Raw genomic sequence first — 17,171 nt, forward strand, 5'->3', positions numbered from 1 at the left:
CACAGACAAGGCGGCCATCCGGGCCGCCTTTTCAATCGTTGAGATGGCGCGCCATGAAGCGTCCCACATCGCTCTGACTGGGGCGCTGGCCGGTGAAGACCTCGACGAAATCGGGCATCCGGGCGACATGTTTCCAGCGGGTTTCCTGCACCTGCATCGAGAGATGGCCGATCTGGGTGTAGATCACCGTCATCGCGCGCACCTCGGCCTCGGTCTCGGAATAGCCGAAATGGGTGAACATGGCCTCGATCGCCTGCCTGCGCCGGTCGTCGGCGGCATCGACGCGGGTCTGCAGGCCGGGATCGGTGCGCGCCCAGTTGCGGATCGCCAGATCCATGCGCGAATCGAACAGGTTCTCATCCAACCAGCAGTCGAAAATGTTGAAGATCGCTTCGCAGATCGTCTCGGCATAGGCCTCGGTGCGGGCGACCAGATTGCCGGTATTGCGCGCCTCCCACCGGGCGATCAGCGTATCCAGAAGGGCGGCGCGATCCTTGAAATGCCAATAGAAGCCGGTGCGAGACAGGCCCAGCCGGTTGGCCAGCGGCATGATCTTGACGGCATCGACGCCGGCCTCGCAGAGAATCTCGGTCGCGGCGTCCAGCCACAGATCAGCGGAGCCGCGCTGGCGGGTATCGGGGGCACTTGTCATGACAGTCCGATAGCATTGCCATATGCGGGCGACAATCAATTCGCGGTGCATGGGCACGGCTTTGCTGGTGCTTCCTTTGTGCCGCAATGCGAGGCAGGATGGGGCAGCTCAGGCAACAGGGAGTTCGGGTCATGTCACAGGAAACGCAGCCGAAATCCGGCCATGATGGCCCTTATCCAGCGCCCGTCATCGTGGGCGGGCTGACGGTAGACTCCGGCTGGATCGACTATAACGGGCATATGAATGTCGGCTATTACGGCGTCGCCTTCGACCAGGCGCTTGAGGCGATGCTGGACGATCATCTGGGGCTGGGTGAGACCTATGTCCGCACTGCTGGGCACGGTCCCTATATCCTGCAATCGCATCTGCATTTCACCCGCGAGCTGCTGGAGGGCGCAGGATACGCCATCCACTACTGGCTGGTCGATACCGACGCCAAACGGCTGCATTATTATGCGGAAATGTTTGCCGAAGAGGACGGCGCGCTTTGCGCAACGCAAGAGGTTCTGGTCCTCAATGTCAGCCAGACTACCGGCCGCTCGGCCCCGTTTCCCGGTTGGGCGCAGGCGCGGCTTGCGCGAATGGCGGCAGAACACGAGAATCCGGACCTCGCGGCGCGCCTCGGCGCGCCGCTTGGTATCCGCAGAAACTCGTAACCCACACGAGGAAATAAGCACCCGGCCGCACGTCCTGTCGCAAGGACACCCCCAGCACGACCGGGCGGCTGCGCAGCACCTTGATGCTGGCTAGCATTACCATTTGCCCTAAATCTTAAGGGCTTGTCTCGTACTCTGGTTTATTGCTGGTTAATTGCCCATCTCGCTGGAAACAATCCGGTTTTCGGTCTTTGATTGGCAGGAGATCAGGCTGGGCCGCCATGTGTCTGCCACAGTCCCGTAATCTCGAATCATCGGCGGCGGAGGTGTCCGGTCCCGCGCGTTAAATTGTGCCCGCCATATTGCCGGACGCCAAGAAAACGGCCTATGGTATCGGCAATGACACCAGATTTGACGACAATGTTGTTTTACTCTGCAAGGATATCTTCGCCGAATGCCTAGCACCTCACCAAGGCATGGGGCCGTCTATGTGAAAGAGCTGGCCATCGACCTGCTGGCACGGGGGTACAAACCCCACCAGGTCTTTGAGCGCACCGGAATTTCCCCCGATATCGTCAATCAGGACAAACCCTTTGTTCCTTTCGACACGATTGCCGCGTTCTTCGAACATGCTGCGGAACTGACCGGCGAGGACACGCTGGGCTTTGATCGTGGCGCCCGACGCGAAATGCGCCGGTCCGGGGTGATCTGCTATGTCGGGATGGCGGCCCCGACGGTTCTGGATTTCATCAAGAATGTCGCGCGTTATCGCCGGGTCTTCAGTGATGCGGTCGAGATCGATGCCGACCAATTGGAAAGCCAGGGCCTCCTGCGCTGGTATTTTGCGGTACCGACCCAGGTGCGCCGCCGCCAATATGTGGAATTCGGCGCCTCGGGTCTGCTCCATGCCATGCGGCAGGCGGCAAACCGGGAGTTCAGCCCGCGGCTGGTGACGTTTCACCACCTGCGCAACAGCCATCAGGACCGGTTCCGGCAGTTCTTCGGCTGCAACGTCACTTTTGGCACGGCCGAGAACGCCTATCACTTCCGGCCCGAAGATCTGGCCTTGCCCTTGCTGACGGCGGACAATGACCTCTATTCGGTTCTGACCGAGTATTGTGACGCAATCCTCAGCGACAAGTCGCGCAACCTGCCCCCGCTGATTGTCGACGTCGAACGGGCGATTGCCGACCGGCTGGCCAAGGGCGAGGCCAGCCAGGAAGAAGTGGCGCGCGCCATGGGCATGAGCCCGCGCACACTGTCGCGGCGGCTGGCGGGTGAGAACACCACCTTTTTCAAGACGTTGGAGCAACTCCGCTGGGCGCTTGCGGTCAGCTATCTCAGGGACAGCGATCTGGTTCTGGCCGAGATTGCCTTCCTGCTGGGCTATTCGGGGCTGAGCAGCTTCAACGATGCGTTCAAGCGCTGGACCGGGCAGACACCCGGCCAGTTCCGTCATGTCTGAGGCCGGATCGGGCACTCTGCTTTAATTAATTTACTTTCAAAAATAAAAAAGCTAGGATGTGCGAAACCGCTTGTTTCACTGCCAATTGACGTGCATGGGGCGGGGACTTGACCGGGTCGCCAGTTTCGGCCCCGGGTCCGATGCACAATACCAGATGAGGAAGGTCTATGTCCGTTCTTGTTGCCGACGTAGGGGGGACCAACGCCCGGCTTGCCATGGTCCGGGATGGGGTTCCGACCGCCATCAAGCGGTATGAAAACGATCGCTATTCTTCGTTCTACGAGGTGTTGCAGGACTATCGCGTCAGCACTGGAAGCGCCACGGTCGAGGCCTGCTGCGTCGCCGTCGCGGGGCCGGTCAACGCCGATCACGCGCAACTCACCAACCGGGACTGGCATTTCGACATCGACAGTCTGCGTGATGTTCTGGGTGGCACCGGTCGCGTGCGGTTGACCAATGACCTTGTGGCCTTGGGATACGCATTGCCGCATCTGCGCCCCGAACAACTGATCCAGATTCGTCCTGTGCCGGGACCGTCGGCAAATGACCAGGCGCTTGTGGCCGGGGCAGGGACCGGGTTCAATGCCTGTCTGCTCAAGGGCGCGACGGTGATTGAGGCGGAACTGGGCCATGCCAGCCTGCCTGCCCGTGTCGCGGATGCCCTGCGTGTCGAAATGGGTGCCGGTGCGGAACGGTTCCGGACCAACGAAGACCTGTTTTCCGGGCGCGGCCTGGCGCGGCTGCACCACGCGATCTCGGGGGAACATGTGCCGGGGCCGCAGATCCTGACGCAATTCGCGCAGGGCGAGGGCCGACAGGCGCGCCGTACGGTGCTGCTCAGCGCGCGGCTCTTGGGGATGATGACCCGCGAGATGGTTCTGCAATATCTGCCGCTGGCGGGAATACATTTCGCCGGAGGTGCGGCGCGCGGTATCCTTGGGTCGGCGGCGGTGTCCGAGTTCCTGTCAGCCTTCGAAACGGCTGGTGTGCTGGGTGATCAGGTCATGCGCGTGCCGATTCGACTGATCGCCGATGACGCCGCTGCGTTGATCGGGGCCGCGCATTTCGTGACATCCGAAGGCGGAGGGTAAGGCATGCAGGACGGGCTGTTTCGCTGGGGCGTCCTGTCGACCTCGAAGATTGGGCGCGAGCAGGTGCTGCCCGCGATTGTCCGCTCTGCCAGTGGTGTGATTCATGCGATCGCCAGCCGCGATCCCGCCAAGGCGCAGGCCGAGGCGGCGCGGTTTGGTGCACCGCAATGGTATGGGGACTATGACGCGCTGCTGGCCGATCCTGACATTGACGGTGTCTACCTGCCGATCCCGACGGCGCATCACGCCGAATGGTCGATCCGAGCGGCGCAGGCGGGCAAACATGTTCTGTGCGAGAAACCCATCGCCCTGAGGGCCGAAGAGATCGATCCGATCATCGCCGCGCGCAACAGTACCGGCTGCCTGATTTGCGAAGCGTTCATGGTCGCTTATCACCCGCAATGGCACAAGGTACGCGATCTGATCGCCGAGGGTGCGATCGGTCGCCTGCGTCAGGTGACCGGCGGGTTTTCCTATCACCTGACCGACCCGGGCAACATGCGCAACCAGCCCGATCTGGGCGGCGGTGCCTTGCCCGATATCGGGGTCTATCCGGTGGTGACCTGTTTGCTGGCCACCGGTGCCGAGGCAGGTGAGGCGACCGGGCAGGTCGAATTCTCGCCCGAGTTTGGAACCGACATCTACGCCCGCGCCAATGTTGCCTTTGACGGGTTCAACCTGTCGTTCCACGTCTCCAGCCAGATGGCACTGCATCAGTCGATGCGGTTCATGGGAGAGGTTGGCTGGATCGACGTGCGCGCACCGTTCAACGCGGTGAATTATGACTATGCCGAGATTGTGCTGCACGACCAGAAAAACGCCACGCAGACGGTCTACAGGTTCGACGTGAACCAATATGAGCGTCAGGCCGATGCCTTTGTCGCCGCCTGCCGCGGGGATCACAGCACCATGTTCCCGCTGGAGATGTCCAAAAAGGTGCAGCAGGTGATCGACGGGATCTATGCCGCAGGTGGTCGGGCCTGAGCAGGGCGCCCTATAGGTTGCACTTGGCCTTGATCTCGGCGATGCGGGTATCCAGCTTTTTCCGGTAGTCGCCCGACAGGATTTCCAGCTTCTCGTTCTCGGTGTCTGTCGCAATCCCGAGAAGTGCACCTGCTGGCGTGATCGCTGTGGCCGAGATAAGCTCCTGGCTCTGCGCGTATTTCTTCTCCGAGTTCAAGGCGCGCAGATCACCTTCGGCCGTGGCGCAATTGACCGGCTTCGTCGATGGGTCCTTGAGCGGTCGCATGGAACATGCGGATGTGAGCAGGATCGCAGCAGCGGCGGTCAGCAGGAGAGTGGTCCTGCCTGTGGGGTTTCGCATTCTCTGGGTCGTCATCCTGGCCTCTTCCCTTCTGTTTATGGTTTCGCGCGACAGGTCGGAAACGCGGTCCACCCATCAATAGTCGCGTTCGAAGAACACGCCCAAGCCGGTGCTGCCGGTATTGTCGACGCTGCCCTTCAGCGTGATGCTGTCGGTCACATCCAGGTTCAGGTTCACCTCGGTCTCGCCTTCGGTATTGACCGTGAAATCTGTATAAAGCTCATCGCTCAGATACGCCCCCGCGCCGAACCGCCCGGCGCCACTTTCATCCGCTCCGACATCGACATTGCTGAGGCCGGTGCTTTCGCGCAGACCCTTGCTCGCGTCGCCGCCCGCACCGCTTAGCTGCGCCAGCGAGGTCGCCATCTGCGCCAGCACCAAAGGCGACAGTTGTGAGAAGCGGTTACCGAAGAGCAGCATCGCCAGCGCCTCTTCAGGGGGGCGTTCGGGATCGGAATAGACCTGAACTTCGGGCAGGTCGATCGGGCCCGAGATTTCCAGTGTCGCCTGTCCGTCCGAGGTGGTGGTGGTCGATTCGAACTCGATATAGGGGTCCAGATTGCCTTGCAGGGCGATGATCCCCTTGGTCAGTTCCAGCCGCCGCCCGAGCAGGTCCAGATTGCCGCGGATCAGCTCGATCTGGCCCGAGGGCGAGACCGAGGCGGTGGTGCCGCCGATGTTGATCGCGCCGCCCAGTTCCGCACTCAGCCCGCGCCCACGCACGAACATCTTGTTGGGGACCACGATGTCGATATCCAGTGCAGTCGTCGAATCTCCGCGCTCCTTGCCGTCATCGTCCCTGATCAGCCCGGCATGCAGCAGGGTCTGGTAAACCGCGCTGGATTCGCCCACATGGGTGATGTCGGGGATCGGGGCGGCGCTGGCTGAACCTGTGGCGGCATTGAGGTTGATATTGGTCTCGCCGACATCGACCCGCCCGGCGATGGAACTGTTGCCCGCCAGCGCGCCGGTGATGGCGATCTGGCCATTGGCCGAGGTTTCGTACAGCAGGTTGTCGGTCAGCACCAACTGGTTGAGCGCGATATTGATATCGGTGTTCAACGGCGGCGTCAGCTGAATCGGGCCGCTGACCTGAATGTTGCCGCCGGTGCGGATGGCCGCATTCATCGCAATGGTTGCGGCGCTGTTGGCCAATGTCACGGTGCCGTTGATACCGGTCAGTGTCTGGCGCGCGCCGGGGATGGCCAGCGCCGCGCCGTTGGTCGAAACGGTGCCGCTCAGCGCGTCAAGCGCGGGCTGACCCTTGAGCGCAAGATCGAATTGCGCGGTGCCGTCGATCTTGTTGGGCGTGATGAAATTGTTGGCGATGCCGATATTGATCCGTCCTTTGGCGGCCATGTCGGCATTGCCGGTCGTCTCGTCAAAGGTGCCGCTGAGCGTGGTCGAGACATCCGCCGGACCCGTGGCCTTGCCATCAATGGTCCAGACGCCGTCGTCGCGGCGTGCATTGCCGCTGGCTGACAGCGAGCCGGGGAAGTCGGGCACCAGCCGCTCGACCCGGTCGAGCCTGGCTTCGAAGTCGAAATCGGCATTGCCGTTCAGTTCGGCTGAACCGTCGAGCTTGGCAAAAGACGAATCCGGGCCGTTCAACTGGACAATGCCGTCAAAGCCCGATCCGGTGCGCGACACGTCCCCGTCAAGCTTCATCTGTCCCTTGGTCAGCGTGGTGATCCGGCCCACGTCATCCAATGTGGCGGTGAATTTCAGATTGCCGCCGGTCTGCTGCAAAGTGCCGCTGGCCTGAGCTGAAATCGCGGTGGCGTTGAGGTCGAAACTACGGATGTCCAGACCCTCAGTGGTATTTGCCGCATCTGCCGTCAGCGAAGTGCGCCCGGTGATCAGCTTGTCCAGCTGTTTGATCCCGCTGCGCAGGTTCTGCCCGTCCAGATCAAGCTGGATGTCGAAGGTCTGATCGGTCACCGCGCCCGAGCCGCCCAGTTTCAGCGCCACCGACCCGCCCAGATCGCGCTGTGCCAGCTGCGAAAAGACAGACAGGTCTGAGGCGCTGGCCTTGATGTCGCCCTTGGCGGCGATCTGCTGCGCTTCGATCCCAGACACGGTGAGCGCGCCGCTGGCCTTGAGCGTGTCGCCAGCAACATCGAAATCGCGGATGGTCAGCGTGTCATCGGCGTTGGCGGCGTCGACGGTGATCTTCAGATTGCCCGCAATCAGCGGGTCGATCTGCGCCATGCCGCTTTTCAGATCGCTGCCCGAAGCCTGCGCCTGAATATCAAAGCTGCGATCCTTGAGCGCGCCGCTGCCCTTGAGTGCTGCCGTCAGGCTCCCGCTCAGGTCGCGGCCCGCCAGATCGGAAAAGATCGACAGGTCTTTGGCGGAAAGGCTCACATCCGCCTCAGAGACAGCATATTCCCCGCTGTCGATCCCAGTCGCCATGCCCGTGGCCTCAGCCGAAAAACTGCGGCCATTGAGCTTGAAGTCGCGCAGGGTCAGGCCCGCGCTGTCATTCTTTGCGTCCAGTTGGATGCGTGTGTCGCCGATCAGCAGCGGATCGACCTGTGACAACCCGCTTTTCAGGTCGCGCCCATTCGCGCTCATCTGAATGTCGAAATGCTTGTCCTTAATCGCCCCGCTGCCTTCGACCTCGGCGTTGATCGCCCCGGCCAGATCGCGCTGCGCCAGTTTCGAGAACAGCGACAGGTCCTCGGCGGCCACTCTGGCACGTCCGTCGCCGCTGAAATCACCCTCGGATCCGGTCAGATTGGCGGCGGCGTCCACCGACAGCGTTTCGCCCGTCAGCGTGAATTGCCGGACCGTAAGCCCTTGGGTGTTGCGCAGCGCGTCCAGCGAGAATGAGACCGGGCCATCCAGCAGCGGGTCGATCTCGTCCATACCACTTTTCAGGCCGGTGCCGTCCGCGGTCAGCACAAAGTCGAAACTGCCGCCCAGCGGCGCGCCGGTACCGTCCAGATCGGCCTTGACCGACCCGGCCAGATCGCGCCCCGCCACGCCGGAAAAGCGCGACAGGTCCGCCGCGTCCAGTTTGACGGTGCCATCCATCTCGAAGCCGCTGTTCAGCCCCTTGATGTCCACATCCGCCTGTGCCGTAACATCGCCACTGTGCAGTTCGAACTCTGACAGTTTCAGCTCGCCATCGCCAAGCAGGTCAAAGAACCCGTCCAGCGTGATCGTGTCGCCCGCTGCCTGTGCCAGCGCCGTGTCACTGAAGCTCAACCCGTCCAGGGCGGCCTGCAGATCACCACTCAATTCCCTGGTACCGGATTGGTCCAGCGTGCCCTGCGCGCCAAGTTTCAGCTGGTCCAGCGACATGTCCGGCGTGGTGAGGGACCTGGCGCTCAGGTTGAGATACCAGCCCTCGCCGCTTGCCGCATCCAGCAACAGCGAAAACTCTGCGCCTTCCAGTTCGGTGACCGGATCGGCCACCGGCAGCACGACCGTATCGCCGTCGGGCGGGGTGATGCGGCCCTGAATGGCCAGTTTTTCCCACAGACCATCGGCGCTGCGTTCCACTTCGCCCTCAAGCCGCAGCGCTTGCGAGGTCAGGTCCAGTTCAGAGATCGACAACGCGCCATCCGGGTCACTGCGGCCATCGACGACAAGCCGCGTATCGGTGCCGAAAAACGGATCGAAGCGGGGTTGCAGGAATGGTGTCAGATCGCCGCCGACATCCGCCGAAAAGGCGATGCTGGTCTCATCTTCGGCGTCCGGCGTCGGCACACCCCGCAGCCTGACCTGACCCGAGACGCGTTCGGTCTCGTCGCTGGTCAGGCCGATATCGGCGGTGAAATCATCCACCGGGCCTTCGCCCTTGGCGCTCAGCAGCAAGGGAGGAGAGTCGGGCAATTTCAGCGCGGTCGAGATGATCCCGCCGGCATCTTCGATCACCTGCAGGTCCAGCGTTATCCGGGTGCTTGAATTGGCGTAACCGGCGGTCAGCTTGATACTGTCGCCGGGGCGATCCTGCCGGGTCACATCCAGATGGGTATCGAGCGTGCCATCGGCCAGCGACAGGTCGCCCTTGACTTCCAGCACAGCGGCGCGCCCGATCAGCGGCGCGCCCAGGCTCAGCTTGTCGACCCGCAATTCGCCGATATTGACGGCCACCGGCAGTTCAGGAACCTGAAAACTCGAGGCGCCCGGATCGGGGGGCGGGGTGTCCTGTTCGATCGGCTCGGGCGCGCGGGCAATGTCGATCTCTTCCGCCGACAGCGTGTTGACCGAAAACCGCCCCCGCAGCAGACCCAGCCGGTTCCAGTCCAGTTCCGCATTCTTGATCGTCAGCCAGACGCCGTCATCATCCGAAACGGTGATTTCCTGTATCGTGGCGCGCGAACTCAGCGCGCCCTCAAGACCCACCACTTTCAGATGGCGGCCATCGCCGGACAGCGTGTCCTCGAGGAAGTCTACAAGCAGGCCGCCGGTCTCTTCCTGGGCCGTGGCGGGGCCGGGAACCTGAGCAAGGCAGATCGTGACCGCGATTGCATATGTGGCTGGCCTGATCAAAATGCCTGTCCGATTCCGATATAGAATTGCAGCCCGTCACCGGTATCGCCGCTGACCGGCAGGGCAAGGTCGACCCGCAGCGGGCCGAACCCCCCCAGATCATACCGCAGGCCAAGCCCGGCGCCAGAGTGACTTTCCGAGTCGCCGGTCACGATGGCATCGGCGCCAATCATGCCATAATCATAAAAACCCACCAGCGAGATGCTTTCGGTGACGCGGCCGCGGACCTCGGCGGAGAGGCCCAGAAACGATTTGCCGCCCGCGACCTCGCTGCCCACAGGAATGCCAAGGCTTTCATAAGGCTGGCCCCGCACGGTACCGGCACCACCGGAAAAGAACAGATATTCGGGGGAAATCTCACTCAGCGCCGGGCCGCCCGCCGAGCCCCACTGAACCCGCCCCGCCAGCACCAGATTGCCATTTGACGCGACATCGAAATAGGTGCGGCCATCGGCGTAAAGCCGGGCGGCGGACTTGGTGCCGGAAATGCCCAGCAGCGGCGTGAACCGCCCGTCCAGAAAGAAACCGCGTGTCGGGTTGACCTTGTTGTCGCGGCGGTCCCATTCGGCACGGATCGGCAGCAGCAGATACCGGAACGGACGATCATCTCCGAACGCATCATCGGCCTTGGCGTCGCTGGCGGCCAGATAGGCCTCGGCAAAGAGCGTGGGCGAGAACGCCCGCCGCGCACCGATACCCAGAAGCAGGGTCGAGATGTCATAATGCTCGCGATTGCGCCGTTCCCACTGGGCCAGATAGAACATGCTGTCGTCCGGACCCAGCCGGTCGGGCATATCCAGCCGCATACCGACGCGCCCGTCGATATCCTCGTCGCCGCCGATATTGCGCAGCGCGGCTTCGAACTTGAACCTTGCAGCACGGCGGAACACGTTGCGGTGATACCAGGCGAAACTCAGGTCCATGCCCTGGTTCGACGAAATCTCGGCGCCGAAACTCAACCGTCTTGGCGGCATATCCTCGAAGGTTGCGTCGAAATCGAGGCTGCCATCGGGGTTTGCGGTCTCATATTCGGTGATACGGACACTGCTGAACGTGCCGGTGCGGCGCAGTCGGGTTCCAACCTGCTGGACCTGGGCGGGCGAATAGACCTCGCCGGTGGGAAAGCCTGCAATCCGGTAGATCGACTCGGGCCGGACGCGGGTGTCGCCCCTGATATGGAGCGTGCCGAAGGTCAGTTGCTGCCCCTCGGCCACGTCGATCTGCGCGTCCAGACGGGCCTGGGTGTGGCGGGCGGTGATCTTCTGACCGCCGATCGCGGCTTTGGGGTGGCCGACATCGCGCCACCCCTGCACGGCGGCGGTGGCGGCGCCCTGAATGGTGCCGGTGCTGGCCGGGCGGCCGGGGGCGAAATCAGCGGGCAATTCGGTGTCGCGCGCCAGCGGACCGATCTCTGCCGTGCCAAAGGTGAAGGCGGGGCCGGTCTTGACCGAGATATTGACCGACTTGACCGCGCCGGGGGTGTTCAGCGGGTCGATATCCGCCGCCTCCTGCCCGTCGAGGCGGATGTTCACCACCGGGCTGAAATACCCGGCATCATACAGAATCTGCACCAGCGTCCGATAATCCGCCAGCGCCGCCGACAGCAGTTCCAGAGGCGTGTCGAGGCCGCGCGCCTCGGCGTTCAGCACCGACGAGCCCTCTTCCAGCTTTTCGCGCAGATCCTCTGAGGCGCCGGGGGCTGACAGCGAGCTTTCCAACGCCCGGAGCGCCGCAGGTGACAGGGCCATACAGGTCACCACGCAGCCGAGGATAACCGCTCTCCACTTGCCGAGACCTGTCATGGTCTGCTCCGAATTGCCTCAACTCAATGCCGACGGTTTGCCGTTTTCACAGGCACCCGTGCTTACGCACCAGTTAACACATGCCAGACCCGTTTCGGAAAGGTATTTTAGGCCTGCTGACGGTTTCTTTCGGGTTTTCTGCGACAGGGAAGTTGTGTGGGCAGGCGGTTTCGCGGGGGACACACCTGTCTGATGCGGCATAGCCGCCATGCGTCTGGCGCGCAGCCCGGCGGCAAATCGCGCGAATTCAAGCCTCAAACGCTCTTTTGCCCGCGCGTCACCAGTGCAATGGCAAAGAGCGCCCTGTACATGCCGCGACCAAAGGTCTACACGCGCCTCTTTGGCTGGCCGGTGTAGTGATCTCGTGCCTCCAAAACAGGTAACGAAAAGAAGATGGACCGGCTGTGAAGAAAACTCTCGCTGAAGCGCTGGACGCGCGTGGATATACCTCTCTCACCGCCGTGCAAGAGGCTGTGACAGCCCCGGAAACCATCGGGCAGGATTTGCTGGTCTCGGCCCAGACCGGATCGGGCAAGACCCTTGGCTTTGGCCTGGCCATCGCGCCGGGTCTGCTGGGTGAGGGTGACGTGTTCGCGCCTGCCGATTCACCGCTGGCGCTGGTGATCGCTCCGACGCGCGAGCTGGCCATGCAGGTCAAGCGCGAACTTGGCTGGCTATTCGAGAATACGCGCGCCATCGTGACCTCGACCGTGGGCGGTATGGACATGCGCGACGAACGCCGCGCGCTGGCACGTGGCAGCCATATCGTTGTCGCCACGCCGGGGCGTCTGCGCGACCACATCATGCGCGGCTCGATCGACCTGAGCGGCCTGCGGGCCGTGGTGCTGGACGAAGCGGACGAGATGCTGGACCTGGGCTTTCGCGAGGATCTGGAGTTCATCCTGGAAAACGCCCCGGAAGAGCGGCAGACGCTTCTGTTCTCGGCCACGGTCCCCCCGGCCATCGCCAAGCTGGCGAAGAGCTATCAGAAGGATGCGCTACGGATCGCCACCACCAGCGGGGCCAGCCAGCACGCCGATATCGATTATCGTGCGCTGAAAGTGTCGGCGCGCGATGGCGAGAACGCGATCATCAATGTGCTGCGTTATTACGAGGCGCCCAACGCGATCGTCTTCTGCAACACCCGTGCGATGGTCAACCGGCTGACCACGCGCCTGTCGAACCGTGGCTTCTCGGTCGTGGCGCTGTCCGGCGAGCTGTCGCAGACCGAGCGGACCCATGCCCTGCAGTCGATGCGTGACGGGCGTGCCCGCGTTTGCGTGGCCACCGATGTTGCCGCGCGCGGGATCGACCTGCCGAACCTCGATCTGGTGATCCACGCGGAACTGCCCAGCAATCAGGAAACGCTGCTGCACCGCTCGGGCCGGACGGGCCGGGCCGGGCGCAAGGGTGTCAGCGCCCTGATCGTGCCACCCGCCGCGCAGAAAAAGGCCCAGCGTCTGCTGGGCTGGGCGAAACTGACGGCCGAGTGGGACGAAGCCCCCTCCGCCGAAGCGGTCTCGGCCCAGGACGAAGAGCGGATGCTGGCCAGCCCGGACTGGCAAGCGCCGGTCGCGGACTCGGATCTGGACATGGTCAAGACCCTGACCCAGGCCTTCACCGCCGAACAGATCGCGGCGGCCTATCTGCGGCTGTATCGCGAGCGGCACTCTGCCCCCGAGGAGCTTTCGGACATCAGCGAAGCGCCAAAACCGCGCGCGCCCTTTGGCCCCAGCGTCTGGTTCTCGCTGGAAGGCGGGCGCGCCGTGGATGCCGAGCCGCGGCGGTTGCTGCCGATGCTGTGCAAGCGGGGCAACATCTCGCGCGAGGATGTCGGTGCCATCCGTATTCAGCCAAAGGAATCGCTGATCGAAATGCGCGAAAGCGCGGTTCAGGGCTTTCTGGCGGCAATCGGCTCCGAGATGGTGCTGGAAGGTGGTGCCGCACTGACTCGGCTGGCGACCCCGCCGAAGCTGGATCGCGGCCCGCGTCACGACAGTCTGCGTCATGACAAACCCTCTGGCCCGCCCGCCCACAAGCGGCACGAGGCCGGGCCGCAGGCCAAAGGCAAAACACCGGGCACTACCCAGCCGGTGGATTGGAACGACGATCCGAAGCCGCGCGTGAAAAAGCCGAAACCGGGCGCGAAACTCGCGCATCGGAAGGGTTCCAAGCCGGCAGCGGCGCAACAGCAAGAGGCGGTCGTGGTGGAACCCGTGAAGCCGCGCAAACCGTCGGGCAGCGGGCCGAAACGCGCTGACGACAAAGGTGATCGCGCGCGCGGGCCCAAGCCTCCTGTTGGGAAATCGTCGAGCAAGAAGAACCGCGCGCGTCAGGCGGCTGCGGGCAAGCCCGGGGGTATGGGAGCCCCCAAACGCAAGGGCGGCAACAAGAAGAGGTAGCGGGGATCAGGCCATCAGCCGGGCCACATCCAGCATCCGCGCCGAAAAGCCCCATTCATTGTCGTACCAGCCAAAAATGCGCAGCTGCCGCGATCCGGTCATCCGGGTTTCGGGGCCAGCGATCACCAGCGATTCCGGTCTGGCGCGCAGATCGGACGAGACCAGCGGCAGGTCGGTCCAGCCAAGGATGGGCGAGGCGTCAACTGCGGCGCGCAGGGCGCCGAGGGTGCTTTCCTCGTCGCAATCCTGTGCCAGTTGCACCACCAGGTCGACCGCCGAGACGCTGGCGCTGGGCACCCGGACGGCGGCTCCGCTGATGCGCCCGGCCAGTTCCGGCAACACTTCGTTCACCAGATGCGTGGCGCTGGTGGTGGTGGGCACCATCGACATCGCCCCGGCACGCGACCGGGCCAGATCGCCGCGCGGCGCGTCGACCATGGGCTGGCTGTTGGTGTAGCAATGGATCGTCGTCATATGCGCGGTGTCGATCCCGGCGATCTGATGGATCATCTTGACCAGCGGCGCCAACCCGTTGGTGGTGCAGGACGCGTTCGAAACGATCTGCGCATCACCCAGTTGATCCTCGTTTGCGCCCAGCACGACCGTCAGTTCGGCACCGGGAGAGGGGCCGGAAATCAGCACCTTGCGCGCACCCGCCTGCACCCCCCGTCGGGCCACATCTGATGTGCGCGCAATACCGGTGCAGTCCAGCAATACGTCAACGCCGGCCAGGTCGATGCGGCTCAGATCGTCGCTATGGGTGAACGGAATGTGCAGCCCATCCACGACAAGCGTGTCCTGTTCCGTTTCGACCTGGCCCTGATAGGGTCCGAAGGTGCTGTCATACTGGAACAGATAGGCGCAGGTCTGAAGGGGGGCGATATCGTTGACGCACAGCAATTCGATGCCCGAGCCTTGGGGCAAAGCCAGTATCTGACGCAGTATGGTACGGCCGATGCGGCCAAATCCGTTGATCGCGAGTCTCATGCTGCAGATATGCCAGCGCTTGACCGGCAGCTCAACGACAGCGGCAATATTGATACAATTTAACCGGTTAGGATGTCACGAAGCAGGAGCGGCGGGGCACTGCACCTGGGCAAAGAACTGACCCGAGATGTTTTCGTACATCGTATTGCCCAGAACCCTGCATCCCGTTGCCTGGCTGATCGCGGCGCTGGCCTGCACCGGACGCGGTCGCGCCGGTGGGCCGAACGGGTTGAGGTTGTTCCTGTCGCGCGTCGCCCGATAGACAACCGGCGCATCCGACACTTGCCGCACGGCCCATGTCCGGCTCATGACCGAGACGTTCTTGCTGGGATAGGCGTTATGACCACCCGGCAGGGCGAATTGATCGCCGCACGCACCAAGGCCAAGCAGAACAGGAGCGACCAACAGGGCTGCACGAATCTTCATAAGTCATCTCCATGGATGCGGCATCTGCGTGAACCACAGCAAATTTTTCCCCTGCTGTGAAGCCCTTGCAGTGCGATGGGTGAAAGTCGCGTCTCAAAAAGCACGGGGTTTGGCTCGCCCATGACTTGATGTCGCATGGTTGAGTTCACCCAAAGATTGAAACTTGAGGCCACCGAGGCCATGTGAAATATGCCGGGACGGCCAGTGTGCTGCACTGTGCCGGCCAGCTTGGGTCAGATTGCGTGCTTGCTTTATGGTTGTGATGTTTTTGTTCGTTGTTCTGTGCCTGATCGGCGTCGGAGTGGCGTTGATACTGCCCGCATGGTCCAGCCTTCTTCTGCTTGCCGGTCCTTGTGCCGTGGCGGGTATTTTTGATCCTGCTTCACGACCACCTGCTGAATGCGCGTTCGGACGGGCGCGCCGCTATCGCACCCGCGAAACCGTCACGCAGCAATGGGCGGCAGGCGAATGCGAAGCGCGACAGATCAAAAAACTGGATCGTCCTTGATGGCTCGAACGTCATGTACTGGAAGGATGGGACACCGCAGATCGATACGGTGCGCGAGGTGGTCGATCACCTGACGCGGCTTGGATACGCACCCGGTGTGATGTTCGATGCAAATGCCGGTTACCTGATCTCGGGAACATACCGGCATGACGAACCTCTGAGCCGGATGCCGGGGCTGCCGGAGGAGCGGGTGATGGTGGTGCCCAAAGGGGTGCCTGCCGATCCCTATATCCTGACAGCCGCGCGGGATCTGGGTGCGGGGATTGTGACAAACGACCGCTACCGGGATTGGGTTGATGACCATCCCGAAATCACAAAGCCGGGGCATCTGATCCGGGGCGGCTACAGATCAGGGCGTCTGTGGCTTGACCTTGGGGTGGCCAAAAAACGAAAATCCACCGCCGACGCGGTGTCAGAGCATGTGTCCTGATTTTCGTCTCATGGCCCATGTCCTACGCCGCTGTTTTAAGGCGTAATTTGATCTGCGAACCGATTTGCGGCTTTCCGATTGCGCTCTGGACGACGCTGACGGTCCGTGCCAGCATGTCGGCAACGTATTTTACCCAAGAGCATGCCATGAAACAGATCATCCTGACGCTTTGTCTGAGTTTCGCCCTTGTCGGTCTGGCCGCCCAGTCGCAGGCCAAGCCGCTATCCCGAATCATCGCTGAAAGCGGGTTGTCGCCCGAGGATTTTCAACTGATGCAACAGGCGATGGGTCAGTTGGTGGTGAACGGCGTGCCACAGGTCGGCAAGACGGTGGCATGGGACAATCCGGCGACCAAATCCAGCGGCTCGGTCACCTTGCAGGAGATGCGCGATAATTGCGGGTTCCTGCAACAGCTCGCGCATCCCAAAGGAGCCGAACAGCCGGTGCAGATTCGCAGCCGCATGTGCCAGCAGGCCGATGGCAAGTGGTTGCTTGTGCCCTGAACCTGCTTGAGATGCGTGGTAGTGAGAGCTTGCGCCAGTGGCGCGCTGCACCATAGGTTTGGCGCTGCCGATTGGGGCAACACGCGATAGGTCGAGGGGATACCGCATGAAATTTACCGAAGAACATGAATGGCTGATTGCCGAAGACGATGTGGTGACGGTGGGCATCACCGCTCATGCCGCCGAACAGTTGGGCGACATCGTCTTTGTCGAACTGCCCGAGATCGGCACCGAAGTGGCCAAGGATGACGAGATCGTGGTGATCGAAAGCGTCAAGGCCGCGTCGGACATCCTTGCACCGCTGGATGGCGAGGTTGTCGAGGTGAACGAGGCGCTTGCCGACGAACCCGGCAAGGTCAACGAAGACCCGACCGGTGCGGGGTGGTTTTTCAAGCTTAAGGTCTCGGACATGTCACCGATGGATGATTACATGGACGAGGCTGGCTATAATAAATTCATTGGCTGACCGGGCGCGCTGCGGC

The 17,171-nt window shown here is 62.6% G+C and carries 14 protein-coding genes; 8 read left to right on the plus strand and 6 right to left on the minus strand.

What is annotated here, in order from left to right; genetic code table 11:
- Positions 1-31: 31 nt before the first annotated feature.
- Positions 32-652 (minus strand): TetR/AcrR family transcriptional regulator, encoded by a 621-nt coding sequence (locus tag M3P21_RS09875; RefSeq protein WP_249709693.1) that lies wholly within the window; start codon positions 650-652, stop codon positions 32-34.
- Between the two features lie 131 nt (positions 653-783).
- Between M3P21_RS09875 and M3P21_RS09880 the strand changes: the two genes are divergently transcribed.
- The 4 genes from M3P21_RS09880 to M3P21_RS09895 all read left to right on the plus strand — a co-directional run bounded on the left by M3P21_RS09880 (position 784) and on the right by M3P21_RS09895 (position 4,788).
- The gene (locus M3P21_RS09880; protein WP_249709694.1) at positions 784-1,308 is read left to right on the plus strand and encodes a thioesterase family protein; all 525 of its coding nucleotides are present in this window, start codon (positions 784-786) and stop codon (positions 1,306-1,308) included.
- 394 nt (positions 1,309-1,702) lie between these two features.
- Positions 1,703-2,713 (plus strand): AraC family transcriptional regulator, encoded by a 1,011-nt coding sequence (locus M3P21_RS09885; protein ID WP_249709695.1) that lies wholly within the window; start codon positions 1,703-1,705, stop codon positions 2,711-2,713.
- Between the two features lie 167 nt (positions 2,714-2,880).
- Positions 2,881-3,804 carry a glucokinase gene (locus tag M3P21_RS09890; RefSeq protein WP_249709696.1) on the plus strand — a complete coding sequence of 308 codons (924 nt, stop codon included), beginning with the start codon at positions 2,881-2,883 and terminating at the stop codon, positions 3,802-3,804.
- A 3-nt stretch (positions 3,805-3,807) separates the two neighbouring features.
- The gene (locus M3P21_RS09895) at positions 3,808-4,788 is read left to right on the plus strand and encodes a Gfo/Idh/MocA family protein (RefSeq protein ID WP_249709699.1); all 981 of its coding nucleotides are present in this window, start codon (positions 3,808-3,810) and stop codon (positions 4,786-4,788) included.
- A 10-nt stretch (positions 4,789-4,798) separates the two neighbouring features.
- Here M3P21_RS09895 and M3P21_RS09900 read toward each other — a convergent pair whose 3' ends face one another.
- From M3P21_RS09900 to M3P21_RS09910, 3 genes are read right to left on the minus strand one after another with little or no spacing between them, the layout of a single operon-like run.
- Complete coding sequence (locus tag M3P21_RS09900) at positions 4,799-5,143, minus strand: hypothetical protein (RefSeq protein ID WP_249709701.1); 345 nt, start codon at positions 5,141-5,143, stop codon at positions 4,799-4,801.
- 60 nt (positions 5,144-5,203) lie between these two features.
- The gene (locus tag M3P21_RS09905) at positions 5,204-9,631 is read right to left on the minus strand and encodes a translocation/assembly module TamB domain-containing protein (protein ID WP_249709703.1); all 4,428 of its coding nucleotides are present in this window, start codon (positions 9,629-9,631) and stop codon (positions 5,204-5,206) included.
- The gene (locus M3P21_RS09910; RefSeq protein WP_249709707.1) at positions 9,628-11,433 is read right to left on the minus strand and encodes an autotransporter assembly complex protein TamA; all 1,806 of its coding nucleotides are present in this window, start codon (positions 11,431-11,433) and stop codon (positions 9,628-9,630) included. Before M3P21_RS09910 ends, M3P21_RS09905 begins: the two co-directional genes overlap by 4 nt.
- 404 nt (positions 11,434-11,837) lie before the next feature.
- On the opposite strand from M3P21_RS09910, the gene M3P21_RS09915 reads away from it, so the two are divergent.
- Positions 11,838-13,835 carry a DEAD/DEAH box helicase gene (locus M3P21_RS09915; protein ID WP_249709713.1) on the plus strand — a complete coding sequence of 666 codons (1,998 nt, stop codon included), beginning with the start codon at positions 11,838-11,840 and terminating at the stop codon, positions 13,833-13,835.
- Positions 13,836-13,841: 6 nt separating this feature from the next.
- Here M3P21_RS09915 and M3P21_RS09920 read toward each other — a convergent pair whose 3' ends face one another.
- Positions 13,842-14,822, minus strand: a complete 981-nt coding sequence (locus tag M3P21_RS09920; protein ID WP_249709716.1) for a type I glyceraldehyde-3-phosphate dehydrogenase — start codon at positions 14,820-14,822, stop codon at positions 13,842-13,844.
- Between the two features lie 75 nt (positions 14,823-14,897).
- The gene (locus M3P21_RS09925; protein ID WP_249709717.1) at positions 14,898-15,248 is read right to left on the minus strand and encodes a hypothetical protein; all 351 of its coding nucleotides are present in this window, start codon (positions 15,246-15,248) and stop codon (positions 14,898-14,900) included.
- Between the two features lie 371 nt (positions 15,249-15,619).
- Here M3P21_RS09925 and M3P21_RS09930 point away from each other — a divergent pair, with 371 nt between their 5' ends.
- The 3 genes from M3P21_RS09930 (at position 15,620) to gcvH (ending at position 17,155) form a co-directional block, all read left to right on the plus strand.
- Positions 15,620-16,186: an NYN domain-containing protein gene (locus M3P21_RS09930; protein WP_249709718.1), complete on the plus strand. Its 567-nt coding sequence runs from the start codon at positions 15,620-15,622 to the stop codon at positions 16,184-16,186.
- A 146-nt stretch (positions 16,187-16,332) separates the two neighbouring features.
- Positions 16,333-16,689, plus strand: a complete 357-nt coding sequence (locus tag M3P21_RS09935) for a hypothetical protein (protein ID WP_249709719.1) — start codon at positions 16,333-16,335, stop codon at positions 16,687-16,689.
- A 106-nt stretch (positions 16,690-16,795) separates the two neighbouring features.
- A complete protein-coding gene (gcvH, locus tag M3P21_RS09940) occupies positions 16,796-17,155 on the plus strand; it encodes a glycine cleavage system protein GcvH (RefSeq protein WP_249709721.1) in 360 nt (119 codons plus the stop codon).
- Positions 17,156-17,171: the final 16 nt, after the last annotated feature.

Source organism: Ruegeria spongiae (genome assembly GCF_023502395.1).
Classification (GTDB): Bacteria; Pseudomonadota; Alphaproteobacteria; order Rhodobacterales; family Rhodobacteraceae; genus Ruegeria_C; species Ruegeria_C spongiae.